Here is a 25,153-nt window from a genome sequence, read left to right on the forward strand (position 1 = left end):
TAGCCTTTGTTTGATTTAAAGCAGAATTTATTTCGCAATACGCCAAAGCGCCAACAGGCTACTTAGCACAATCAGGACAATGGAAATAAACCATGGTGTAATAATGGCAATGGTTAACAAAATCAGCATGGTGCTGCCAAACATCCAGCTACGACGTTGCTGTTGCTGCATTTGCAAACGCATTTGCTGGATTTCACGGAGTTGCTTGTCATGCCATGCAGACTGGTTTTTTAAACCATTCAGACTATCAATCAACAGGCTTGGAATGTCTTGCGCGCCAAGTAACAGATCTGGGATTTGCTGGCCCAGTTCTTTGACATTCTTGACGGGGTTCATATTGGCTTTCACCCATTCGGTCAGAATCGGTTTTGCCAGTTTCCAGATATCCAGTTGCGGATAAAGATCAGTACCCAAACCTTCCACATGCACCAGTGTCTTGAGCAGTAGCATGAGTTGTGGTGGAATTTCCAGATGGAAACGACGGGCAATATCCATGACCTGAATCAGGATACCTGCAAAATCCAGTTGATCCATCGGCTTTGAAACCATTGGCCCAACAGTACGGCGCATTTCACGCGATAATGCATCCTGATCCGTACCCGGTGGAATCCAGCCTGCCTGATGCACGATTTGAATCAATTGCATAAAGTTGCTGTTCATTACGGCAAGCAACATACGTGCAACCGTCATCTGGTCATGTTTGGACAGTTCACCCATGATGGCACAGTCCAGCGCAATAAAGCGTGGATTGCTTGGGTTAATGGTCTCGACAAAGACATTTCCCGGATGCATATCTGCATGGAAAAAATTATCTCGGAATACTTGGGTGAAGAAAATGGTCAGGCCTTTTTCTGCCAGATCCGCACGATCCATGCCTAAACGGTCAAAGGTCGCGATGTCAGAGATCGGCACACCAGTAATACGTTCCGCCACCATCACGTCTTTACTGTCCATATAAACTTCAGGCACGTACATCATGCTTGAACCCGTAAAGTAATGGCGCATACGACGGGTATTATCTGCTTCTAGACTTAGATCAAGTTCATTTAAAATGATTTGACGATAGTCTTGAATGATCTCTGTCAGATGCAAGGCACGGGCTGCTTCCAAACGGTTTTCCAGCCAGTCACCTAACCAAGCCAGAATTTCAAAGTCTTGTAAAATTTGACTGCGAATATCAGGACGAGTGACCTTCACTACGACTTCGCGACCATCATGCAAAGCTGCTGTATGCACTTGTGCAATCGAAGCGGCAGCAAGCGGTTGTTCATCAAAGCGGGAGAACAGGGTGGTCACATCTGCTTTAAGTGACTCCTGAATCCGTTGTTTTGCCAGTTGGGTGTCATAGGGCTTGACTTGATCTTGTAATAACACCAGTTGCGATAATACTTCTGGTGGAATCAGGTCGCGGCGTGTAGACAACAGTTGTCCCAGCTTAATCGCCAGCGGCCCCATTTCTTCAAGTGCTTCTTTCAGTTTAAGCGGATTCTTCTTTTCACGACTTGACCAAGCCGCGGGATGCATTTTAATGATATTTAATGCATGACGTGCTTTAACAGGTAATTCTTCCGCAGGGAACAGGGTATCAAGGCGATAGTGTGCTGCGATACGCCAGAGTTCGTGTAACCGTGTAACATGCGGAATCATATAAAGTCTTACCTAGTCTTATGTGGGTTGCTTTTGTGGATTGAATTGAGCATTGAGCTGCTGAAGCTTGGCTTCCAGACGATCAATTTCCTGATTGAGTTGGCGGGTCTCTCGATTGAGATCATCCATTTGCCAACGTGGGGCAAATAAACCGCTATCTTCTTTTAAGGCATCTTCAACAAAAAATAAATGGCTTTGTAGTGAGCGTTTTAACTGTTTCGGTGCAAGTTGCACTTTACCCAACTCATGTGCCAGTTGTGGACCGATCCACGGGGATAAATGCGCTGCGAGATCTGGCTCTGCTTGCTGCATGATTTTTTGAATATCCTGCAATAAGTGATAATCACCTTGCAATGGAATATTGCCAATCTGATCCATGTCGCTGAGCAATAATTTAACCAGCTCAACCGTATTTTCAACATGTAAGGTTGCTGTTGCATCCGTAAGTTTATGCTGAGGATCAAAAGGGCGCTGTTCAAAAATAGAAGGGCTTTGACTTTGTCCCGTCACGGTCGGTTCTAGACGAACTCTATTTTCATCAAAAAAAACATCAACTGAGAGTTGTGGACTATCGATCACAACACGTAATAATTGACCTTGTAACTGATTAAGTTGAATGCGAGTAATCGCATCCAAATCAATCACATGATGAATGATACGTTCGACTGCACCGAGTGCTAAAATCGACCACATATCTTAAACCTTAAAGTTTGAATCCACGATGAACCGCAACAATACCACCTGTTAAGTTGTGATAGTCACAGCTTTGGAAACCTGCATTTTCCATCATCCCTTTCAGGGTACGCTGGTCTGGGTGCATACGAATCGATTCAGCCAGATATTTATAGCTTTCCGAGTCATTGGCAACCAGTTTGCCCATGATCGGCAATGCTGTGAATGAATAAAGGTCATACAGTTTTGAGAATGGCTCAAACACTGGCTTAGAAAACTCAAGAATCAATAAGCGGCCGCCTGGCTTAAGCACGCGATACATGGCTTGTAGCGCAGCATCTTTATCGGTCACATTACGCAAACCAAAGCTGATGGTGACTAAATCAAAACTGTTGTCTGCAAATGGCTCTAAAGTTTCAGCATTGGCAAGTACGAAATCAACGTTGGTGCAGCCTGCATCAATCAGACGATCACGACCGACATTTAACATTGATTCATTGATGTCTGATAAAACAACATGACCCTGCGGCCCAACTTCACGACTGAATACTTTGGCTAAATCGCCTGTACCGCCAGCGATATCGAGTACGTGCTGACCACGACGAACGCCTGACATATTAATCGCAAAGCGTTTCCATAGACGGTGAATACCAAATGACATCAAGTCATTCATGATGTCGTATTTGCTGGCAACGGAATGGAACACTTCGGCAACTTTTTGTGCCTTGTCATCACTACTCACGGTTTGATAACCGAAGTGTGTAGTTGCACCAACGTTGCCTGTATTGGCGCCGCGCGGCAAATTATATTTTGGGATTGAACCTGTTGAGGTCGGCGCTGCATCTTGTTGTAAAGACTGTTGCTGACCTTGTGGTGTGCCTTGTGGAAGTGGTGTGTTTAAGAAAGGGCTGACTTTGTCTGAACTTGGGTTTTGCTCAACTTCTGGGGTAGGCTGTTGGTTTTCGTTAGACATTGTTTTCTCCTAAACTTTCGCTCTAGCGGCACGAATCAGCAAGCATGATGACAGATTTTGTATCTTTTTACAGGGTTTCGCATGTAATTGATATGAATAATATACAGAAAGTCACTTTCTCAAAAGGGTTTTAATTTTTCTTAAGATTTGAAAAGACTCATTTTTCTATTTCAGCCATCATGTGCGTGGCTGAAATAGAAGCAGACTTATCCTAGTCACGGAATGGATTTGGGTGTCCTGCATGAACTTTATCAATAATTTCACGCTCTTTTTCACTGAAGGTTTTGATAAAGGTTGCCGCAGATTTCATGGGTTTCATCGCAGCGAAACCTTCCTGAATAAACTCATACATGCCATCAAACTGGTATTTATGTGCGATGCCTTTGCACATTTTAAAGGCAGCATACATCATGGTTGAACGCATATATTTATCAAGCGTCAGGCCTAATTCATCCAGCAACTGGAGTTGTTCATAACGCGCTTCACCCTGATCGAGTTTAATCAAGGTCTGGCGCATGATCTCATCCGTTAAAGGGGTTTCGAGGGGATAATCTTCTAACAATTGCTGGGCAACTTGCTCATCGAGTCGTGTTGCAAGTACCGCTAAGCTCACTGATTTAGTGCCTGTTTTAATCGCATTTTCCGGGAGAAGGCTTTCGGCTTTATGGGCATATTTGAGCAGACGTTCGATTTGTTGCGCCATTGCATCAAAGTCTGGCCCACCATATAAGCGATTTAAAAAGTACGCTGCCATAAGCTGGTTCTTGGGTTCGGCAAAGAACTCTGCATGCGTCTCGGCAATACGTGCTTTCATCCATGCCTGTACTTCATGCAATCTCTGCGCAATCGCTGGATTCTGGTGGTAATTCAAAGATTGATATTGTAATAAAAGTTGATCAAATGCAGCGAGTTTTGACATGTTCGAACTCAAAGGAAATAAAACGATAAAATCATAGGCATCATCATAGCGGAGAACCATGACAGCATAAACTTTAAATGCTTAATAATTAGTCACTATAGCCGTGTCGGTACAGTCAACATAAACTGTACACGGGTTTTTCTGCGAACATTTATAGTTTGAACCATAGCAATTTTAATTTTAATAATGAGCCAGTTAGAGCAGCACATGAGTAAACAACAACCCACATTTGAATTACGTGACGAAGATGAACTCTCTTTAGAGCTGATTGAGGCGCAATATGCATTAAAAGAAAGCCGTGATAAGAAAAATGCAAAAAGTGTTCTGGTTCTGGTGAGTGGCATTGAGCTGGCTGGTAAAGGTGAGGCCGTGAAACAGTTACGTGAATGGCTAGATCCACGTTATTTACGGGTAAAGGCTGATGCACCGCAATTTTTAACAAATAACCAGCCTTTTTGGCAGTCTTACACCCGATTTATTCCTGCTGAAGGGCAAATCGTGGTGATGTTTGGTAACTGGTATAGCGATTTGCTTACCACCGCGATGCATGTGTCCAAGCCACTAGATGAAAATCTGTTTGATGCCTATATTGAACAAATGCGGGCTTTTGAACATGATTTGCAAAATAATCATGTACATATTGTCAAAGTCTGGTTTGATTTATCGTGGAAATCGCTACAAAAGCGCTTAGACCAAATCGATGCTTCGGAACAACGCTGGCATAAATTACACGGTCTGGATTGGCGGAATAAAAAACAATACGATACCCTGCAGGGCTTGAGCCAACGCTTTACCGATGACTGGTTTATTATTGATGGCGAAGATGAAAAGTTGCGTGATCAATGTTTCGCACAATATCTTTTGCAAACCTTGCAAGAGTTGCCAGAACACCAGACTAAAGTGACCCAGAAGTGGCAACAGGCAAAAATTCCACAGCGCTTATTGGAACCAGAGCAAGCCAGTCTGGAAAAAGAAGACTATAAAGAAGAACTGAGTAAGCTGACCAAAAAAGTGGCGGATAAGCTGCGTTTTGATGAGCGCAAAGTGGTGATCTGCTTTGAAGGGATGGATGCAGCAGGTAAGGGCGGTGCGATCAAACGCATCGTCAAAAAACTCGATCCAAGAGAATATGAAATCCATACCATTGCTGCGCCTGAACGCTATGAGTTGCGCCGACCTTATTTATGGCGTTTCTGGAATAGATTAAATGATAGCGGCAAGATTACCATTTTTGACCGTACCTGGTATGGGCGGGTGTTGGTTGAGCGCATTGAAGGTTTTGCCTCTACAGTAGAATGGCAACGAGCTTATAGTGAAATTAATCGTTTTGAAGAAAATCTGGTGGATAGCCAGACGGTGATTGTCAAAATCTGGCTGGCAATTAGTAAAGACGAGCAGGCACTCCGATTCAAGGCACGTGAACAAACACCACATAAACGTTTTAAAATCACAGAAGAAGACTGGCGTAATCGCGAAAAATGGGATGATTATCTCAAGGCAGCAGCGGATATGTTTGAACGAACCGATACCGATTATGCACCGTGGTATGTAATTGCGACGGATGATAAATATTCAGCACGGATTCAGGTTTTAAAAGCAATTTTGCAACAACTGAAGGCGGACTAATCCGCCTTACAGCTAACTTCAATTAAATTAATTGTTACTCGCTAATTGGGCGCTATAACTGCGATGCTGACGGAATACGATCAGTGTCGCGATTAAACTGGTGATTGCGGCGAACATCAGCCAGAAAGCAGGCATGCTCTTATTGCCTGAGGTCTGTACCAGATAGGTTGCAATCATCGGTGTGAGTCCACCAAAAATCGAGGTGGCAAAGCTATAAGCCACGGAGAAACCGGCAATGCGGACTGAACTCGGCATCATTTCAGCTAGTGAAACCACCAGCGCGCCGTTGTAGAAGCTATACAGCAAAGAGAACCACAACAGCACCATCAACATATGCGACAGGCTAATGGTATGGGTCAGCCAATTCAGTAGTGGATAAGCACTGATAAAGATCAACAAGGTTGTGGTGATTAACAGTGGTTTTCGACCAAATTTGTCAGAAAGATGTCCACCAATCGGTAATAAAATAAAGTTACTTAGCCCAACCATAATCGTGGCGATTAAGCTTTCGGTGCGGGTTAAATGGAGTACTTCTTTACCATAAGTCGGTGTATAGACAGTAATAAAGTAGAACATCGTTGTTGTCGTCGCGACCATACACACACCTGCCAGCACAATTTTCCAGTTGGCCGCCAAAGTACTGAGAATTTGTCGAGTGCTTGGATGTTCTTTACGGGAGGCAAAGGCTTCTGTTTCAGCCAATGACTTACGTAGCCAGAAGATAAATGGAATGATGGCACAACCGACAAAGAAGGGAATGCGCCATGCCCATGCATCAACCTGAGCTTTGGTGAAAATGACACTGACGATATAGCCCAACACAGCAGCGAAAATCACTGCTACTTGCTGACTCGCCGATTGCCAACTGGTGATAAAACCACGGTTATGTGGCTCGGCAATTTCTGCCAAATAAACCGAGACCCCGCCAAGTTCAACGCCAGCAGAGAAACCTTGCGCAAGCCGACCCGCGAAAATAAGGACTGTGGCTGCAAAGCCGATACTGGCATAGCTTGGCGTAAATGCAATGATTAAAGAACCAAAAGCCATAATGCTCAAAGTCACCATTAGACCTTTACGGCGACCGATCCGGTCAACATAAGGACCAAGTACCAGCGCACCAATTGGACGCATCAGAAAACTGACAGCAAACACCAAAAAGGTTTTCATCAGTGCGGCATAACTGCTATCGGAATGGAAGAAAGTCTCGCCTATCGCCTGTGCATAGAGACCGAAAAGGAAGAAGTCGTATTGTTCAAGGAAGTTCCCGCTGGTCACGTTAAAAATCGCACGGACACGAGAAGGTGATTGGCTAGTTTGCACAACGACGCTCCATCATCTAATTATCATCGAGATGTGGAGATTAAAAATACAATCTTTATGAAAGCTTAAAAAATTAAGTGAATATTAACGTAATTGTGGTGTTTTTTTATGGATATGTTGGTGTGATGTAAACAGGACTCTTGAGGTGTGAAGTAAATAACACATGAATTTGGTCGAGTAATAGGGGCAATTTTCAGTTTTTCATTTCACATGACCAAACCAATAAAAAGCAGGTATTTAAATCGATACCTGCTTATTTTTTGATTTAAGCAACAATGGTATTACGGCTTTTTTGCTGAATCCGTTTTGCCAGATTATAGCAATCTTGGACATGCGCTTCAGTGATTTTGCGCATCATGAAATAGCCGAGACTGGCCGCCACAAGTTGTCCGCCTAAAGGAATAAATTTAGTCACCTGTTTAGTGGCAATTTTGGTGAAAAATCCATTAAACGACTTTTTCATCGCGGTACGCGCCACCACAAAACCTGAAAACTCAAATCCGCGTTTACGTAGTTCGTCCCAGTGAACTTTTTTAGTTTCAGGGTCGTAAACACTGATATGTTCAGGTGCCAAACCAAAGCGGGCATTAATATCGGGAATAATCTGGGTCAGCATGCCCAAATCAACCACCACATCAAAGAATGGAATCGGTACAATTGCTGCACCTGCGGACCAATATGCACGTTTTTTAGCGAGTTCTAAACATTCGTCACGGATTTGTTCCAAGTTTAAACTTGGGTCAATGGAATCAGGAATTTTTTCAATTTTCATAAAGTTATACCTAAAGTCTATCCCTTGATAGTACATTCAATCGTATTGAATGGTGAATTTCAAAACAATTTTTTTGTTGGATTGTGTATTTAACGTGACTTCATGATATGAAGTTGAATGTTGTATAGTGACTATTATGGACGTTTTCGTGCAACAAAATGATCATTTTTTGATGAGGTTATATTAATACATGGGTATTCATGTTATTCAAAGTCAACGTCTTGAAGTGTTATTACAAGGCGTGATGGCATCAATTACCCAGCCCAGTGATTCACCTTTTCAGGTGTTTAAAACCCAGCATTTTATTGTCCCGAGTCCTGCACAAGAACAATGGTTAACACAAAAAATTGCTGAACAGCAAGGCATGACCGCCAATTATCAGTTTCATCAGCGTATTCGTGGTTTTCAGTGGTACGCCTATCAGCAGGTGCTTGAAAATAAAGAGCAGGTGCGAAAGGCCAATATTCCACGATTAATTTTAAAATGGCGTATTCACCAAGCCTTACAGCCCTTTATCCGTGCTGATCAGCTCGATCTTGCTACAGATCATCCTTTATATTCGATTGTGCAGCGCATTTATGACAGTGCGGCCCAATTACCGCAGGGCACAGAAAAACAGTTAAAAAAGCAGAGCATGTTGTATTGGGTGGCGGAGCAGGTGTCGCAACTCTTTAATAACTACATGATTTATCGCGGTCATTGTCAAAAAGGCTGTCGCAGTGAATGCAGTTGCACAACGAACTGGCTCTCGACTTGGGGACAGAATAAAGCACTGGATATTGAACAGCTGATCGCCAAGACGGATCAGCAGACCTCAGCCTTTAGCCTAACCCAGACCGAACAACTGGAAGCGTGGCAACGCTGGTTATGGCAAAACTATTTCCATGATGATTTTATTGAAATGCAGGGAATTGATGCTGATTTCTGGAAGACTTTAGACAATGAGCAGACACGGGCAAAAGCTTTAGCACAATTACCGAATCAGGTGATCGTTTTTACGGTGCTTGATTTGCCACCCAGCCAGCTGCAGTTTTTACGCCGTTTAGGTCAATATCTGGATGTGGTGATTTTGCACTATAACCCTTCACAAGAATATTGGGCGGATAGTGTCGATCCCTTGTGGAAGCAACGTTATGACTTGGGTGTGAAAGAACGTTTTATTGCCAAGCATCCCAAGGCAACCGATGCAGAAATTACTGCTTTTTTTGAGCGTTTTAGTTTAGGTTTTAATGCTCTAAATCGTGAATCTCGTCATCCTTTACTCACCCGTTTAGGCAAGCAGGCGCGTGATCACTTTTCCTTGTTATCACAACTTGCAACGGGCGAGGAGGGGAAATGGGTCGATGCATTTGAAGATTATTTTCCCGAGACCTTACTGGGTAAAATCCAGTCGGATATTTTCTATCTGGCAGAGCCATTACCTGAGCAATATGAACTGGCAGCCGAGGATAAATCGGTTCAGTTCCATGTCTGTCATTCGAGCCTCAGACAGCTGGAGGTGTTAAAAGAACAGCTCTTACATTGGCTTTCCCAGTCAGATTCATCACCACGTCGTCCCAACGATATTCTGATTCTTACCCCGAATCTGGCTGAGCTTGAGCCGCTGATTCGTAGTGTTTTTCCTGCAGTGCCCAATGAGCATGATGTGTTCTTACCCGTTAAAATTGCAGGTGTGGCCCAGCTCGATGCACTGAATGCTTGGCGGGCAGTGCTAGGGCGTTTGCAACTGACGCAAACCCGAATGACGCAAGATGATTTTGCTGACTGGTTGAATCTATCAGCAACCCAACAGCGTTATGGACTGGATTATAGTCAGGCACAATGCATCCTGACCTTACTCAATGAAGCGGGTTTTAAACGCGGTCTGGATGAGGAGCATCTCAAGCACAGTTTAAGTGCCGATGATCAAGACTACCGCTATAGCTTTAAGTTTGCTTTAGATCGTTTGGCTTTAGGCATTGCCGTGCCTGCGCATGTAATGGTGCAGCAAACTTTAAGTTATACAGGGGTGCAACCAAGTGATTTTGAACTGATTGGTATTTTGATCCAGATATATCAGGATTTGTCGGTGCGACGTCACTGGCTGGTGGCACATGAGCAGGGCCAGCGCTTACCGGTAGAGACATGGCTAAAACGCCTGAAAGCAGATGTTCAGGAGTTTGAGCAGGCGGATATTGTGGCCTTAAAAGCTGTGCGTGAGATTATTCAGAAGCAGGAACGTATGCTGACGCTGGCAAGTTATTATGAAGATATGGAAAGCCAGTTACGCCAGATTTCTTTGCCCCTGCCTTATATCATTGAAGAAATTCAACGGACCTTGGAAAGCCAGTCAGCACAGGTTGAACCCACAGGGCAAATTACCTTTAGCCAGATCGGTCAGATTCGGCCAATTCCTTATCGACTGATTGTGATGTTGAATCTGGATACAGGAAAATTTCCAAATCGTGATAGTCATATTCCTTTTGATTTGATGGATGCGTTACGTCAGCAATTGGGGGATCGTTCTCGTCTAGAAGATGATCAGGGGGCTTTTTTAGATGCAGTCTTGTTGGCGCAGGAACAATTATGGTTATTCTATAATGGTTTTGATGTGAATGATGGTGAAGTACGAGAGCCATCCAGTGTGTTACAAAATTTCCGTGATCATTTGGCACTGATTATAAAGCCACCCCTCTCTAAATCTCTCTCAGAGGAAGAGACTTCATTGGGAGAAATTTCTCTCAGCCCATCTTTAAAAAAGGGTGACTCGGGGATGGTGGAGGATTTTTCTAAAGAATTTGCAGCCTTGCAACTCCCGACACAGTTGTATCCACTTTTCTATATTCATCGCTTACAACCCTTTGATCCATTAGGCTTTATGGCAGAACAAGGCCATATTCGTTTTCAAGATCAATGGTTTAAAGTTGCTTCGCAAATCCAGCAGGAAAAAGGCGAACGAGCGGCTTGGGTCAATACCGTTTATCCCGTTGAAAATAATGAAATGCTGATTTTAGATGGTCAGCAATGGATTCAGGATGTTACTTTTCCAGCCCGTTTGTACTTAAAAACTTTGGGTGTAGAAAACCTGAGTGCAACAGAACTCGTTGATCAAACTGAGCCTTTATTGCTAGATGGCTTGGGTAAATATGCCATTCGTCATTTTTTACAGCAGCATGATGACAAGACCTCACCTCAGTTATTACAAGATCAGTTGCCTGTAGGCAAAGTCAAGCAAAGTGCCTGGCAGCAAAGCCGCTTAGAGCAACAGCGTTTACTGGAACGTTTGCAGCAATATGCCCCAGCGCCGACAGAAACCACACAGCGTGTTTGGCGGGTGTCGAAACATTTACAGATCGGTTGTATGACCCCGAAACACATTGGGCAGGACTGGATTAGTCTGGATGCCTCAAGCGCACGTGCCAAGCGTCTTGCCAAGGTCTGGCTGGAGTATCTGTTGTGGCTCACGGTATTGAATCATGAGGCTGCAACTGAAAAACGCCGTATCGTGGTGTTTAGTGATCAGACGATGATTTGTGAAGGCTTGAGTTCCCAGCAAGCACAGACTTATTTACAGGCGTGGCTGGAACTTTGGCAAACTGCACAACAACAGCCTGTGGTTTTACCTGCGGCCTTGATATTAAAGCCACTGGAAAAAGCCAAGCAATACGAATGGTTTGAACTGGATTCAAAGCAGGTGTTCGTGGAAGACAGTCAAAAGCAGGTGCTGAAAGACTGGAATGACACAGGCGATTTCTCTGGCTTTGATATGACCCAGAATGAAGCCTGTAAGTTACATCGGGACTGGCAGTTTATTTTGCAAGAACAGGATGCAGTCGCGTTATTGCAATATGCTTGTGATCACTATTCCTATCGCTTGTACCAGCCTATTTTTGAATTTTTACGTGTGGAATAGCACATCGACAACACCCGCTTGCTGAGTGTAGGAATATCTTGATTGTCCTATATCAACAAGCGTTGGAGTATGGGGACTGTTAGTCAGCATTGAGTTTGACCAGCTCGACCCGTCTATTCTTCGCTTTTCCTTGCTCAGTCTGATTATCTGCAATCGGTTTAGTCTGTCCAAAGCCTGTTGCCTGAAGCCGATCAGATGAAATGTTGGCTCTAACAAGCTCATTCTTGACAGCTTCTGCACGTGCCTGACTCAACATCTGGTTATGCTCAGCGCTGCCTATATCATCTGTATAGCCCTGTATTTCAAGCTTAAGTTGAGGATCTTTATCGAGTACTTCCCTGATCTCTTGAATACTGACCATACCTTCAGGTTTTAAGGTCGCTTTATTGCTGTCGAAATTGATATACAGAATGGCTTTACCTGTATCTTCCAGTTGTTGCTGGATCTCCTCTGACTGGAGTAATGTGATGGTCTGTTTAAATGGCTTTTCTTGTAAAATGTTGACGCGACCAGAAGCAGTATCGCCAGTCAGTTGAAGGTAGATGTCATCGCCATCTGGCCTACGAATAATATAGACTCTAATGTCCTGATCCGCGTAGCCAATCGAGCCATCTTCACCTAAATAGGGTGCCTGATCGTGATAGCGCTTATATTCCTGATCTGTGATTTTTCCGTCAAATATCTTTTTCCCGCCGACCGCAGTGACTGCATCATCGTAACTTTTTAAGAAGTAAGGCAGAGACCAGCCCCCATTTTCTGGTTTCTCTAGAGAAATATGAGATTTCCATACACGGCCTTCGATGGGCGTCATCACTCCGCTAATAGGAAAGTAGACGATGTCATATTTACGTTGAATCGGTGGGTTAGTGGTGATCAACCCTGCAGGAAGATTAAAAAAGGGAAATTCTCCAAACTGATGGGTTGAGATTGGGATGTTTTGAATAGCAAAAGTATTGGATGAGTGATTTGTGTCATCATGACCTGAAATGTCATCTTTTGTTGTATCTGCTGTGTCGCTATGATTCGGGGCTGTCGAGCTATTATTTGACTTGCTACATCCACTAACTAAAGTTGCCCCAATAATGACAGATAGAAAGATAATATTTTTCATAGATTTATTGTCCTTCGAATTTATTTATTGCATATCCTGTATCGTCTATATTCATCGCGATAGATCCTGAAATACGATGAAATATAGATGTATAACATCTATTCGGAGAGATGTGGACTCAGCACAACGGCTGTGAAAGTTCGAATACAATCAGTTATGATTAAAAATGATTGCTATGCCTTCGCGCATCGTTTTAGTTTCAGAGTATGGGGCTTATGTCATCTATAGAAAATACGTCTTTTCAACCGATTCGGGATATTCAATTCGAAGGTCTACATCTGATTGAAGCCTCAGCGGGGACAGGCAAGACTTATACACTGTCTAGCTTGATGGTGCGTATTTTCTTGGAGAAATATCTGCCTAATCAGGTCATTGCAACCACCTTTACCCGTGCAGCCGCTGCCGAGTTAAAAAGCCGTATCCGTTTACGTCTGGTGGAGATGCAGCAATATCTGGAACCGTTACGTACAGTGCTGGAACAGGATATTCAGGCATTGGCTGTACAAGAGTCGGATCCGCTCAAACAGCAGGTTTTACAGACTTTTGCACCTCGTATTGCCTACGCCTGTGAACGCTTGAAACTTGTGATTGATCAGTTAGATGAGTTATTTGTCGGAACCCTAGACAGCTTTAGCCAGAAGTTGCTCAGAGAGTTTGCTTTTGAAAGTGGCAAGATCGAAGCGGCACAGATTACTGATGATGCAAAAAGCTATACTCGTCAATTAATTCATGATGTGTTGCGTGAGTGGATTCAGGCTCAACCACAACAAGTGATTGATGCACTTTATAGCGTAGGCGGTCTCAAGAGTGTCGACCATTTTGTCTCGATGGTCGAGAGTTCTCTCAACTTTAGTTCGGCTCAATTTAAATTGCCAGTCATGCCTGAGATTGAACTGGCGCAATTACAGCAATGGCAGCAGCAAGCTGAACAGATTGAATTGGCTGAGCTGGCTGAATATTTTCATCTGGATGGCGCGCATTATTCCCATATTAATGGTACGTCTTTCCGCAACCATGCTTTTAATAAGCTGTTTACAGTGCATTGTCCTGCGCTATTAAATGCTTTAAAGCAACCTGCATCGATACAGGTTTTTGATGCTTATTTTGAAGCAGATCGCGATGCCTTATTCAAATTTTTAGACAAGCTCGATAATCAGAAAATTTTTAAGAAATGTCCTGCAGATATTAGCGATGGGTTTTATCAGCATCCCGCAATATTGCAGTTACAGACGCTTGGTCAGGCATTACAACAAACCCAGCAACAATTTGAACAATTACAGGTTTATCTAAAGGCCTATCTGTGTATTGAGGTCAAAAAAAGGCTGCCACAAGTATTGCAGCAAAAGGGCGAAACCACATTTTCCCAGCAAATTAAAACCTTGTCTGAAGCATTAAAGGGCGAGCAGGGACAACGTTTTGCCGTATTTGTACAGGCACGTTATCCGCTGATTCTGGTGGATGAGTTTCAGGATACGAACCAAGATCAGGATGATATGTTAGCCAGTATCTGGCGACATCCACAGCGCTATAAAAAGGGCTGCATGATCATGGTCGGGGATCGTAAACAGGCCATTTATGGTTTCCGTGGGGGCGATATGCTGACGTTCCTGAATGCCCATCAGGATATTATGGCCAAGCAGGGGCGTGTCTATAAGCTGATTCATAACCATCGTTCAGTGAAAGAGCTGGTCGAGGTGGTGGATGTCTTGTTCCAGCGACAGACTGATTTTGGTGAGCAGGTATTGTATGACCCGATTCAGGCGGGATCGCGTCCACATCCTGCCTTGATTGAAAATAACCAGATCAATCCCGCACCATTACGCTGGTTGCAGCTACAGGATGGTAATGAACAAGCGACCCAAGTGGCCTGGAAAATACAGACCCTGCTCAATCAGGCGCATGCAACACAACTGTATTTGGAGGGTGAGGCCCCTCAAGCCATTTGCGAAGATGATATTGCGGTACTCTCCCGTAGCCATCGCCAACTCGATGAAGTGCAATACGTATTGGAACGTTTGGGGATTCGGGTCAACCGTCCTTCCAAACGCAGTGTTTTTGATTCAGCCATTGCACAGGATATCGGGGCGTTATTAACGGCCATTCTCAATCCTTATGATGAGGCCAAATTAAAGCGTGCCTTGCTGAGTCGTTTATTTGGCTTTGACTTAACCCGTTTGTTGACGCTTGAGCAAAGTCCAGAAGGCTTAAGTGCTTATATCCAGCAACTGGATGAAATACGGGAAATGTGGCTCAATCAAGGTTTTCTGGCGGCGTGGCAACGTTGTTTAAACCAGTTTGGCATCTGGCAGCAACTGGTGGCAACGCAAAGTAAGGATAATGAGCGTGCGGTGGTCAATTTACGTCATCTCACCGATATTCTGAGTCAGCATAGCGAACATGTGCAAGGTATACAAAATCTGTATCACTGGTATCTCAAACAACTGCATTCGCCTAGTGATCGTGAATGGGAGCTAGAACATAAGCTGTCCAGTGAAGCCGGTGTACAGTTGATGACGATTCATCAGTCCAAAGGGCTGGAATATAAAATCGTGTTTCTGCTTGGTGCCAACAAAGCCTTTGCTGAAATGCAGAAAAGTTTAAACTTTTCGACTGCCGAGATTCAGCATCCAGAAACAGGGCAGATTCGTACCCAACGGGTGGTTGCTGTCGCAGATAAAAACTTTCTACAGCAGGCTGAGCTAGATCAACATCAGCAACGCGCATTAGCTGAACAAAACCGTTTATGGTATGTGGCACTGACGCGTGCCAGCCATCGGGTTTATGCGGTATTTGAACCTGAAAAAGGGGATAAAAATAAGTTTTCTGGTCTGGCATTCTGGAAAAATCAGGGTGAGCCGTTTCAGCATCCTTGTTGTGCAGATGAGGCTTTGGTACTTGAACGACCGTATGCCGCCTATCATCAGCAGGACAAACAAAAGCTCCCGCTTGCTGCCCAGCCTTTACCTGAGCAACGCTTTTATGCACGTGGCAAGACCAGTTTCAGTTATCTGGCGCAGCATCTAAAGCACAAGGCCAATCGCGTTGACCGACTGGCAAATATCGACCCCGATTTTGAACAGGCCGAAGATGAACTCAATCTTGCCAGTAATCAGAGTTTAGCGACCTCTCAACCGATCGCATGGATTAAGCAATACTTTCCTAAAGGCACGCTGGCGGGCAACTTTCTGCATGAGATTTTTGAGCAGATTGATTTTCAGCGACCAGAAACGTGGATTGAGGAAATTCGCCGTCGTTTTAAAAATACCTATCAAAGTTTATGGGGCGATTTACTCGAACAATATCAACAGCACTTTCCAGAGCAGGAGCAACCAGAACAGCAACTGTATGAATGGATTGCGGCATGGTTACAGGATGTACTGGTAACGCCACTGAATCAGGGCTTTCAATTAAAGCAACTGCTCGCGGGGCAATATCTATCGGAATGTCCATTCTATCTGGCGTTATCGGATCGGGTGCTGGCAATGCAGCGTGTGCAGCAACTGTTTGAAGAATATGAGATACAGATGCCTGAACTGCTTGAGGCCAAGTCTGCCCGTTATCTGAATGGTTCAATCGATTTGGTTTACTTCGATGGTCAGCGTTACCATATCGCCGATTATAAAAGTAATTATTTAGGTACGGACCAAGCCGATTATCAACATGAGCAGATTGCAGAAAGTATGTCGATCTCTAGTTATTGGCTACAAGCGGCTTTATATCTGGTCGCGTTGCACCGTTATCTGGGCGTGAAATTGCAGAACTACAGCATAGAGCAGCATTTGGGTGGGGCATCTTATTTATATTTACGTGGGATGAATGGGCAAGAACAACAAGGCTGTCTGTACTGGAAACCTGAGGACGAATTTATCTTGCGTTTGGATGCAATTCTTGGATATTTCTCTGAGGATAAAGCTGGAAAAATGGTGTAGATAAAATGTATGAAGCTAAACTAAACAAAAACTTATCATGTGGATAAATATGTTTATAACCTTGTGGACAAGCGTGTGGGTAAGTTTGAGGATAACTCTGTGGACAAGCTAGTGGATAATCAGCCTGAGCAAATGACTTGGTTGAATATGTGGAGTAACTACCTCACACAAGCAACATTTTCTCAATCATCGCAATCCGTTGGCGCTGCACAAGTATTACAGCAACTGGTTGAGGCCAGCTTGCAAGGCGATAGTTGTATTGAAGTTAATCCACTACAGCTTGAAGCCCTCGGAGATCTTGCTGTTTCTAGTGAGCTTGCAACCACTCAGGTGGCGCCGTGCGTCTATGATCAGCAGGGCTTGGCATTATACCGATATTGGCAACTAGAGCAACGCCTCGCTCATCAGATTTGTCGATTAAAGCGACAAACGATTCAGAGCATTCAAGCTGAGGATTATCACGACTTACTGAGTGACGAATATCAGCAGGCGGCATTGAAAATGGTGTTGCAACAAGGGCTGAGTATTATTACAGGCGGGCCGGGTACAGGTAAAACCTATACGTTGGCACGTATTATTGCTGCTCTGAATCAGATGATTCCTGATATTCGGATTGCCATGGCTGCCCCGACAGGCAAAGCAGCACAACGTATGCAGGAAGCATTACAGAACTCATTTAATGATCCAAAACTGGTGGCTTCGGGACTGATTACCGATGAATTACGCCATCAGAATACGCAAACTTTGCATCGTTTATTGGGCATGGGTAATCGGCAGATTCCTCGTTTTAACCAGAAACAACCTTTACCTTATGATGTAATCGTCGTCGACGAAGCATCAATGCTGGATTTAAATCTGGCAACTGCCTTATTTGAAGCGGTGCCTGATGCTTGCCGCATTATTTTATTGGGAGATGCCAATCAGTTGGCTTCGGTTGATGTTGGGTCAGTCTTGGCAGATTTACAGCAAGTTCCTGCACTGGCGGAGAATCGGGTGCAACTGCAAACCAGTCGTCGTTTCTCTGGAGAGGCCAAGATTGGACAACTGGCAAGATTTATTCAGGATCAGCACAATCAGGCAGAAGCTGTTTCTGTATTGGAAAATCTGGAAAGCCAGATCGTACCAGCAACAGCTTTACAAGCAGTGGTCTTATCTAAAGATATGCCTGACCTGATTCAGCTTGAATATCTGCCAGAACAGAATGAGGCTGATATTACGACAGCACAGCAGAAATTAATGTATGGTTTTCAAGGCTATGTCGAGGCATTAAAAACATATCTAAAGGCAGATGAACCCGAGCAATATACGTCACAGGTGATTCAGGCCTTTGATGACTATCGTATTTTAACCGCGATTCGCCACGGACAATTGGGGATTGAACAGCTGAATCGTCATGCTGAACAATGGCTGAACCAGCAACTCAAACAAATTGCCGTAGGGGACTGGTATATCGGGCGTCCAGTGATGATGACCTATAATGATTACCAGCTCAGCATTTCCAATGGGGATATCGGGATTTGCTTCAAACATAGAACCCAACCTCAGCAATTTGAAGTCTTTTTCCCTAGCCTGAACAAATGGATTGCAGCACATCGTTTACCACGAAATATGCAGACTGCGTTTGCCTTGACGATCCATAAATCTCAAGGTTCCGAATTTACTCATACCGCAATTGTACTGGATGCAAGTGCGGAGAAATTACTGAGTCAGGAACTGATCTATACAGCGGTCACCCGGGCGAAAAAAGTGGTAAGTATTTTGGCTGATCCAAATGCGCTACAACAGGCATTCACAACACGGACAGTACGCCGCAGTGGTTTAGTGCAAAAGATCAATTTGGTTATATTGTGAACTTTTTCTACAAAATATGAGCTTTTGTAAGTAAAAGCTTACAAAGATTCGAGATATTGTCGCTAGAGCAAGTTGAAGCTTTTTGAGATTATGTACCCACAAAGAGCCTAGCACGGAAAGCTAGGTAAATCGCAAAAATATAATAATAACGTCGTGATGACAGCGAACTTACAGTGAAGTAAGTGATAAGAGAGGAAACTTACAGCCGCTAAGCCTTGTAGTTTTGGGAGAGACTACAGGGCTTTTTTATTTTTACTGTTTCAGCACATCAAATTTTTCACCATCAATCTATTTCTATAACCTAATCAAAAACGTGAATATTCATGTTTTTGTCACTTTGTGTGCGTTGAATCAAGTTAGATAAAAAGAAGAAATGAGAATTCTGTTGTAGAACAATTTTTTGTTATTATTAAGTTAAATGTTATACAGACTTGTACGTTTTTTCTTACACAGAGATAAGAAAAATGCTATTTTTCTCCACAATTGATTCTGACAGAATAGTCAGTATAGAAACAGCACACACAAGAACGAGATAATAAAGACAATGATGTGTGTAAGATCATTCAGAGGGTATGAATGTGAAAGGAGAAGAAGAGTTAACAAGAAAAATAAAGCAAAATGATAATAATAAAACCTCAGCGCAAGGGCCCAAGTTGAACTTGGGCTTTTTTTGTTTTGAGGTTTTGTCCTAATTTAAGTGCTAAACCAGATCCGCCTCAGTACGATCTGTCGCAAACAGTGAACGGCGCTGATTTTTCGGAATTTTTGGACAATTTGTGGAGATCTGGTACAGCGTTTTTGCCAGTGCAGGCAGATGTGTACCTACGACTGATTTACCTGTGGTGAGCAATGACACACTAATGTCACGTTCAGGGTCAGCCCAACACAAAATATTTGAGAAACCGATATGACCAAACGCCTGACCTGTCATTGGACCAAATAAGCCAACAGGATTACTACCCAGCATTGGGCCCAGCGCATAGCGCATTGGTGCCAAGAGGGTTCGATCCAGACTAATGCCAGAGGTCGGCAAGGTTGAGCGGAATACGGTTTTTTCACTCATGATTTGCTTGCCTTGATATTCACCACCACTGAGCAGCATTTCAAAAAAACGTCCCGCCTGTTCAGCACTGGTATAAATGTTACCCGCAGGACAAATCGTATCCATAAAGCGATGATCATTGGTGACATCCACCGCCAGTTGCAGACCACCTCCTAACACATGGTTGAGGTAAAAATCTGTGCCTAAGCTTGGATGAATCCCAGTAGCATAGTTCAAGGCAACATCATCGCGATATTCAGCTTTTAAACCATAGTTGAAATAGTCTAAGTCCATCGGTCTTTCGATGTGTTCTGCGAGGAATTCGCGAACACTTTGTCCTGTCACGCGTTGAACGATTTCACCCAGAATATAACCGGCAGTAACGGCATGATAGGCAAGATGCGTACCTGAAGGGGAAACTGGTTTCGCGGTATAAAGCAGTTTTAAGATTTCTTCCTGATTAAAGAGCAGCTCTGGCGTTACTTCGCTATCAATACGTGGAATCCCCCCACGATGCGAAAGCAAATGAAAAATCGTGGCACGGCGTTTGCCATTGACGCCATATTCAGGAATGTAATAGCTAATCGGATCAAGTAAATTCAGGTCGCCACGCTCATCCAGCATATGCACTAACATGGCTGTTACCATTTTAGATGCAGAAAACAGGCAGACAGGTGTATCTGGGGTCGCAATCTTGGCATCAGGTGCTAAGCCTTCCGTCGAGTTGCCTTGCGCATAACCAATACTACGGTTTAACAGAATTTGTCCCTGTCGGCGTAAACATAAGGTGATGAGTGGATAATTCCCCGTTTTATAGAGCGCTTCGACACTGCTCCAGATTTTTTGAATCTGCTTTTCTGTCATGCCACCCAATTCAGCCGAAACTTCATCTTTGGTGCGAATCACCTGATTGAGGTCATGTGGAACGTAGCAAGTATTGGTTGATAAAATTTTCACGCATCCCTCGCAATTTTTTCATTTTCTTTTTTCCTCTGTCATGAATCTAAACAGAGCAAGGGTAGTGTGCCTATTTTGTGCAATGCTGTCAGCTGCCGAAATGCCAGCAAACATAAAACAATTTTGCAATATAGCGATAGATCACTTAAAATAGCGCCTTGCTGTAGTGATGCACGGCAGTCAGTTGTTTTCAACTGATCAATATCATTTTATTTTTTAAGCATCTCGGAGAAATCGAATGGCTTTAACTAACGCAGATCGCGCAGAGATCATCGCTAAATTTGCTCGTGCTGAAAACGACACTGGTTCACCTGAAGTACAAGTTGCTTTATTGTCTGCTCAAATCAATGATTTGCAAGGTCACTTTAAAGAACACAAACACGACCATCACAGCCGTCGTGGTTTGATTCGTATGGTAAACCAACGTCGTAAATTACTTGACTACTTAAACGGTAAAGATCACGGTCGTTATGTTGCTTTGATCGGCGCATTAGGTTTACGTCGTTAATTCGATTTTACTTTGTTTTCGCTATTTCGCATGTTGCAATGCCTTATCGCTGAAAAGAGAGTTTCGCCTAATTTCCGTTAGGTGAGTTTAGAAGGGGCGCTTGTTCGCTCCTTCTTTGTGTTTAACTTTTATTTAAAAATTTTTGATCTAGTGCGATGGCTTCTAAGCTTTGTCATTTATCCACACGCTAGTGGTGGTCTGAATGCCAAACCTTAGGGGTCTCACTAGAATAAAACTAGGAAAATATAATACATGTCAATGTTTAATATCATTCGTAAAGAATTTCAATTTGGTCAACATCAAGTTGTTTTAGAAACGGGTCGTGTTGCACGTCAAGCCAATACAGTTTTAGTTACCATGGGTGGCGTGACTGTTCTGGTTGCAGTTGTTGCCCAACCTAAAGCAAAAGCGGGTCAAGACTTTTTCCCGTTGACTGTTAACTACCAAGAAAAACAATATGCAGCTGGTCGTATCCCTGGTGGTTACGGTAAGCGTGAAGGTCGTGCTTCTGAAGCTGAAACTTTAATTTCACGTTTGATCGACCGTCCAATCCGTCCGTTGTTCCCAGAAGGTTACTTCAACGAGATTCAAGTAACAGCAACTGTTGTTTCTTCTGACAAAACCATGGATGCCGATATTGCTGCAATGCTCGGTACATCTGCTGCATTGTCAATTGCAGGTACACCATTCCGTGGTCCAATCGGTGGTGCGCGTGTTGGTTTAATTAACGGTGAATACGTTCTTAACCCGAACTTCGAACAACTTGCACAATCTGATCTTGATCTGGTCGTTGCTGGTACTGAATCTGCAGTATTAATGGTTGAGTCTGAAGCGAAAGAGCTTTCAGAAGACCAAATGCTTGGTGCTGTTCTTTTCGGTCATGACGAAATGCAAATCGCAATTCAAGCGATTAAAGAATTTGCTGCTGCTGCGGGCGCAGTTGAATCAACTTGGGTTGCTCCAAGCAAAAACGAAGTGCTTCTTGAGCAATTAAAAGCAGCTTTCGAAGCGAAGATTTCTGAAGCATATACCATTGCAATCAAACAAGACCGTTATGCGGCACTTGATGCACTTTATGCAGAAGCGGTTGCTCAGTTCGTTCCTGAAAATGACGAGACTGGTATTGCTGACGAAGTAAATGAATTATTTGAAGACCTTAAATACCGTACTGTACGTGACAACATCTTGTCTGGTAAGCCGCGTATTGATGGTCGTGATACCAAAACTGTTCGTGGTATCGACGTACAAGTTGGCGTATTAGACCGTGCACACGGTTCTGCGTTATTCACGCGTGGTGAAACTCAGGCGTTGGTTACAACAACTTTAGGTAACACGCGTGATGCGTTGATGGTTGATACCCTTTCAGGTACGAAAACTGACAACTTCATGTTGCACTATAACTTCCCTGCATACTCTGTAGGTGAAACAGGTCGTGAATCTGGCCCTAAGCGTCGTGAAATCGGTCATGGCCGTTTAGCACGTCGTGGTGTTCAAGCTGTTCTTCCAGCGGCTGACCGCTTCCCATACGTAATTCGTATCGTTTCTGATATTACTGAATCTAACGGTTCATCTTCAATGGCTTCTGTATGTGGTGCTTCATTATCACTTATGGATGCAGGTGTTCCACTTAAAGCACCAGTTGCGGGTATCGCAATGGGCTTAGTGAAAGAAGGCGAGCGTTTCGCAGTACTTTCTGACATCTTGGGTGATGAAGATCACTTAGGTGATATGGACTTTAAAGTCGCAGGTTCTGCAAACGGTATTACTGCACTTCAAATGGATATCAAGATCGAAGGTATCACTGAAGAAATCATGGAGGTTGCATTAAACCAAGCATTTGCTGGTCGTATGCACATCCTCAATGAAATGAATAAAGTGATTTCACGTGCGCGTGCAGAAATCAGTGCGAATGCACCGACGTTTGAAGTGATTAACATCAATCCAGACAAGATCCGTGATGTGATTGGTAAAGGCGGCGCAACGATTCGTGCCATTACTGAAGAAACTAAAGCTGCAATTGATATTGAAGATAACGGTACAGTTCGCGTATTTGGTGAAACTAAAGCTGCTGCTCGTGCTGCGATTGCAAAAATTCAAGCACTTACTGCTGAGGTTGAACCAGGTAAGATCTATGACGGTAAAGTAATCCGTATTGTAGAATTCGGTGCATTCGTCAACATCATGCCGGGTACTGATGGTCTTCTTCACATTTCACAAATCTCAAATGAGCGTATTGCGAATGTGACTGACGTATTGAAAGAAGGTCAGGAAGTTAAAGTACAAGTTGCTGATGTCGACAACCGTGGTCGTATCAAGTTGACAATGAAAGATATCGAGCAAGCATAAGCTAGCTCAGTCTTTCGACTAAAAAAAGCGCATTGTACAAACAATGCGCTTTTTTTATTAAGTTAATGATTGTTATAAGTATAAAAAGTTGAAACTGTAAACATAAAATTTCTTTATATTAGACATTAGTCTAATGCTTTAAATCTGAGCCCAACAACTAACGTAGAATTCCCCAAATTTCCGTGCCTGCCGTATTTATGTGGTTTTAGATAGACAGTCGGAAGTCTATTTGTTCATCTCAATATGAAGGAATATTGCACATGCTTGTCGATCATGTAGCCGCAGGTCAAGATGACCAACAACCTCCCAAGAAACCAAAGTTCTATCAAATTCTCTATGTACAAGTGATCTTCGCAATTGTTGCGGGGATACTACTCGGTCATTTCTTTCCTGAGTTTGGTGAAAGCTTGAAGCCATTAGGCGAAGCATTCATTAAAATGGTGAAAATGATCATTGCTCCTGTGATTTTCCTGACGGTTGTAACAGGGATCGCAGGGATGAAAAATATTGGAAGTGTTGGACGAGTTACCGGGAAGGCAATGATTTACTTCCTGACCTTTTCAACCTTGGCTTTGATTGTGGGTCTGATTGTCGGAAATGTGATTGAGCCAGGTCATGGTTTAAATATTGATCCAAGTACCTTGCACAGCACCAAAGTCGATGAATATGCAGCTAAGGCGCATGAATCTTCGATTACTGGCTTCTTAATGAATATTATTCCAGATACTTTGGTTAGCCCATTCGTATCAGGACAAATTCTTCAAGTACTATTCGTCGCCGTATTATTTGGTTTGGCTTTGGCAAAATCAGGTGATTTAGGCCGTCCAGTCACAGACTTTCTTCAACAATTGACCAATCCAGTTTTCACCTTGGTTGGGATGTTGATGAAGTTCGCGCCGATTGGTGCGTTTGGTGCAATGGCCTTTACCATTGGTGCGTATGGGATTAGCTCGATTGGTAATTTGATGTTACTGATTGCGACCTTCTATATTACGGCTTTACTGTTTGTCATTGTGATTCTGGGTGCAGTCGCACGTTATAACGGCTTCTCGATTATTGATCTGATTCGTTATATTAAAGATGAACTCTGGTTGGTACTCGGTACCAGTTCATCTGAAGCAGCATTACCTTCATTAATGGCGAAAATGGAAAAGGCGGGCTGTGAAAAATCAGTGGTCGGCTTGGTCATTCCGACAGGCTATTCATTTAATCTGGATGGTACCAATATTTATATGACCTTGGCAGCCTTGTTTATTGCGCAGGCATGTAATATCGAATTGACGCTGACTCAACAGATCACTATTTTATTGGTGGCGATGCTGAGCTCTAAAGGTGCAGCAGGGATCACTGGTGCAGGCTTCATTACCTTGGCAGCTACACTTTCAGTTGTACCCGCAATTCCAGTTGCAGGTATGGCGCTGATTTTAGGTATTGACCGTTTCATGTCTGAATGTCGCGCATTGACCAACCTTGTCGGGAATGCATGTGCAACTATCGTAGTTGCGAAATGGGATAAGGCATTAGATAAAGAACAACTCGATCTGGCGTTAAAGCACGGTATCGTTAAAGAAGATGCATAATCTTTTAT

General features: G+C 43.5%; 14 protein-coding genes and 2 pseudogenes. 8 read left to right on the top strand and 8 right to left on the bottom strand.

Annotated elements, in window-relative coordinates; genetic code table 11:
- Window positions 1-27: 27 nt before the first annotated feature.
- The 4 genes from A9Z07_RS16080 to A9Z07_RS16095 form a co-directional block, all read right to left on the bottom strand.
- On the bottom strand, window positions 28-1,647 hold the full coding sequence (locus A9Z07_RS16080; protein ID WP_069579834.1) for an ABC1 kinase family protein: 1,620 nt from the start codon (window positions 1,645-1,647) through the stop codon (window positions 28-30).
- Between the two features lie 18 nt (window positions 1,648-1,665).
- Complete coding sequence (locus A9Z07_RS16085; protein WP_069579835.1) at window positions 1,666-2,340, bottom strand: SCP2 domain-containing protein; 675 nt, start codon at window positions 2,338-2,340, stop codon at window positions 1,666-1,668.
- 10 nt (window positions 2,341-2,350) lie between these two features.
- Entirely contained in the window at window positions 2,351-3,292 is a 942-nt protein-coding gene (gene ubiE, locus A9Z07_RS16090; protein ID WP_004774123.1) for a bifunctional demethylmenaquinone methyltransferase/2-methoxy-6-polyprenyl-1,4-benzoquinol methylase UbiE, read from the bottom strand.
- 211 nt (window positions 3,293-3,503) lie between these two features.
- A complete protein-coding gene (locus tag A9Z07_RS16095; RefSeq protein WP_205634340.1) occupies window positions 3,504-4,211 on the bottom strand; it encodes an FFLEELY motif protein in 708 nt (235 codons plus the stop codon).
- 207 nt (window positions 4,212-4,418) lie between these two features.
- Here A9Z07_RS16095 and A9Z07_RS16100 point away from each other — a divergent pair, with 207 nt between their 5' ends.
- Window positions 4,419-5,837, top strand: coding sequence for a phosphate--AMP phosphotransferase (locus A9Z07_RS16100; protein ID WP_069579848.1), 1,419 nt, complete (start codon window positions 4,419-4,421; stop codon window positions 5,835-5,837).
- A 27-nt stretch (window positions 5,838-5,864) separates the two neighbouring features.
- Here the strand turns inward: A9Z07_RS16100 and A9Z07_RS16105 are convergent, their stop codons facing one another.
- Window positions 5,865-7,157: an MFS transporter gene (locus tag A9Z07_RS16105; RefSeq protein ID WP_069579837.1), complete on the bottom strand. Its 1,293-nt coding sequence runs from the start codon at window positions 7,155-7,157 to the stop codon at window positions 5,865-5,867.
- Window positions 7,158-7,422: 265 nt separating this feature from the next.
- Window positions 7,423-7,929, bottom strand: coding sequence for a hypothetical protein (locus A9Z07_RS16110; protein WP_004774132.1), 507 nt, complete (start codon window positions 7,927-7,929; stop codon window positions 7,423-7,425).
- Window positions 7,930-8,119: 190 nt separating this feature from the next.
- On the opposite strand from A9Z07_RS16110, the pseudogene A9Z07_RS16115 reads away from it, so the two are divergent.
- Together A9Z07_RS16115 and A9Z07_RS18145 are read left to right on the top strand one after the other, a co-directional pair.
- Window positions 8,120-10,607, top strand: a pseudogene (locus A9Z07_RS16115) (exodeoxyribonuclease V subunit gamma); the annotation flags it as partial.
- A 104-nt stretch (window positions 10,608-10,711) separates the two neighbouring features.
- Window positions 10,712-11,821 (top strand): annotated as a pseudogene (locus A9Z07_RS18145) (exonuclease V subunit gamma); the annotation flags it as partial.
- Between the two features lie 79 nt (window positions 11,822-11,900).
- Here the strand turns inward: A9Z07_RS18145 and A9Z07_RS16120 are convergent.
- Entirely contained in the window at window positions 11,901-12,932 is a 1,032-nt protein-coding gene (locus A9Z07_RS16120) for an OmpA family protein (RefSeq protein WP_069579839.1), read from the bottom strand.
- Window positions 12,933-13,147: 215 nt separating this feature from the next.
- Between A9Z07_RS16120 and A9Z07_RS16125 the strand changes: the two genes are divergently transcribed.
- Window positions 13,148-16,861 (top strand): UvrD-helicase domain-containing protein, encoded by a 3,714-nt coding sequence (locus A9Z07_RS16125; RefSeq protein ID WP_069579840.1) that lies wholly within the window; start codon window positions 13,148-13,150, stop codon window positions 16,859-16,861.
- A 99-nt stretch (window positions 16,862-16,960) separates the two neighbouring features.
- Entirely contained in the window at window positions 16,961-18,712 is a 1,752-nt protein-coding gene (recD, locus tag A9Z07_RS16130; RefSeq protein WP_205634341.1) for an exodeoxyribonuclease V subunit alpha, read from the top strand.
- Between the two features lie 700 nt (window positions 18,713-19,412).
- Here the strand turns inward: recD and A9Z07_RS16135 are convergent.
- Window positions 19,413-20,711, bottom strand: a complete 1,299-nt coding sequence (locus A9Z07_RS16135) for a serine hydrolase domain-containing protein (RefSeq protein ID WP_069579842.1) — start codon at window positions 20,709-20,711, stop codon at window positions 19,413-19,415.
- Window positions 20,712-20,949: 238 nt separating this feature from the next.
- Between A9Z07_RS16135 and rpsO the strand changes: the two genes are divergently transcribed.
- The 3 genes from rpsO (at window position 20,950) to A9Z07_RS16150 (ending at window position 25,145) form a co-directional block, all read left to right on the top strand.
- Window positions 20,950-21,219, top strand: a complete 270-nt coding sequence (gene rpsO / locus A9Z07_RS16140) for a 30S ribosomal protein S15 (RefSeq protein ID WP_004774141.1) — start codon at window positions 20,950-20,952, stop codon at window positions 21,217-21,219.
- Window positions 21,220-21,477: 258 nt separating this feature from the next.
- Window positions 21,478-23,565, top strand: coding sequence for a polyribonucleotide nucleotidyltransferase (pnp, locus tag A9Z07_RS16145; RefSeq protein ID WP_171067053.1), 2,088 nt, complete (start codon window positions 21,478-21,480; stop codon window positions 23,563-23,565).
- Between the two features lie 260 nt (window positions 23,566-23,825).
- A complete protein-coding gene (locus A9Z07_RS16150; protein ID WP_005226497.1) occupies window positions 23,826-25,145 on the top strand; it encodes a dicarboxylate/amino acid:cation symporter in 1,320 nt (439 codons plus the stop codon).
- Window positions 25,146-25,153 lie beyond the last annotated feature (8 nt).

It is taken from the genome of Acinetobacter sp. YK3 (assembly GCF_001729365.1).
In the GTDB taxonomy this organism is placed as follows: Bacteria; Pseudomonadota; Gammaproteobacteria; order Pseudomonadales; family Moraxellaceae; genus Acinetobacter; species Acinetobacter vivianii.

Coding starts and splice junctions, on each gene's coding strand:
- A9Z07_RS16125 (WP_069579840.1), top strand. CDS start 13,148: ATGTCATCTATAGAAAATACGTCTTTTCAACCGATTCGGGATATTCAA.
- ubiE (WP_004774123.1), bottom strand. CDS start 3,292: ATGTCTAACGAAAACCAACAGCCTACCCCAGAAGTTGAGCAAAACCCA.
- A9Z07_RS16150 (WP_005226497.1), top strand. CDS start 23,826: ATGCTTGTCGATCATGTAGCCGCAGGTCAAGATGACCAACAACCTCCC.
- rpsO (WP_004774141.1), top strand. CDS start 20,950: ATGGCTTTAACTAACGCAGATCGCGCAGAGATCATCGCTAAATTTGCT.
- pnp (WP_171067053.1), top strand. CDS start 21,478: ATGTTTAATATCATTCGTAAAGAATTTCAATTTGGTCAACATCAAGTT.
- A9Z07_RS16120 (WP_069579839.1), bottom strand. CDS start 12,932: ATGAAAAATATTATCTTTCTATCTGTCATTATTGGGGCAACTTTAGTT.
- A9Z07_RS16080 (WP_069579834.1), bottom strand. CDS start 1,647: ATGATTCCGCATGTTACACGGTTACACGAACTCTGGCGTATCGCAGCA.
- A9Z07_RS16100 (WP_069579848.1), top strand. CDS start 4,419: ATGAGTAAACAACAACCCACATTTGAATTACGTGACGAAGATGAACTC.
- A9Z07_RS16085 (WP_069579835.1), bottom strand. CDS start 2,340: ATGTGGTCGATTTTAGCACTCGGTGCAGTCGAACGTATCATTCATCAT.
- A9Z07_RS16110 (WP_004774132.1), bottom strand. CDS start 7,929: ATGAAAATTGAAAAAATTCCTGATTCCATTGACCCAAGTTTAAACTTG.
- A9Z07_RS16095 (WP_205634340.1), bottom strand. CDS start 4,211: ATGTCAAAACTCGCTGCATTTGATCAACTTTTATTACAATATCAATCT.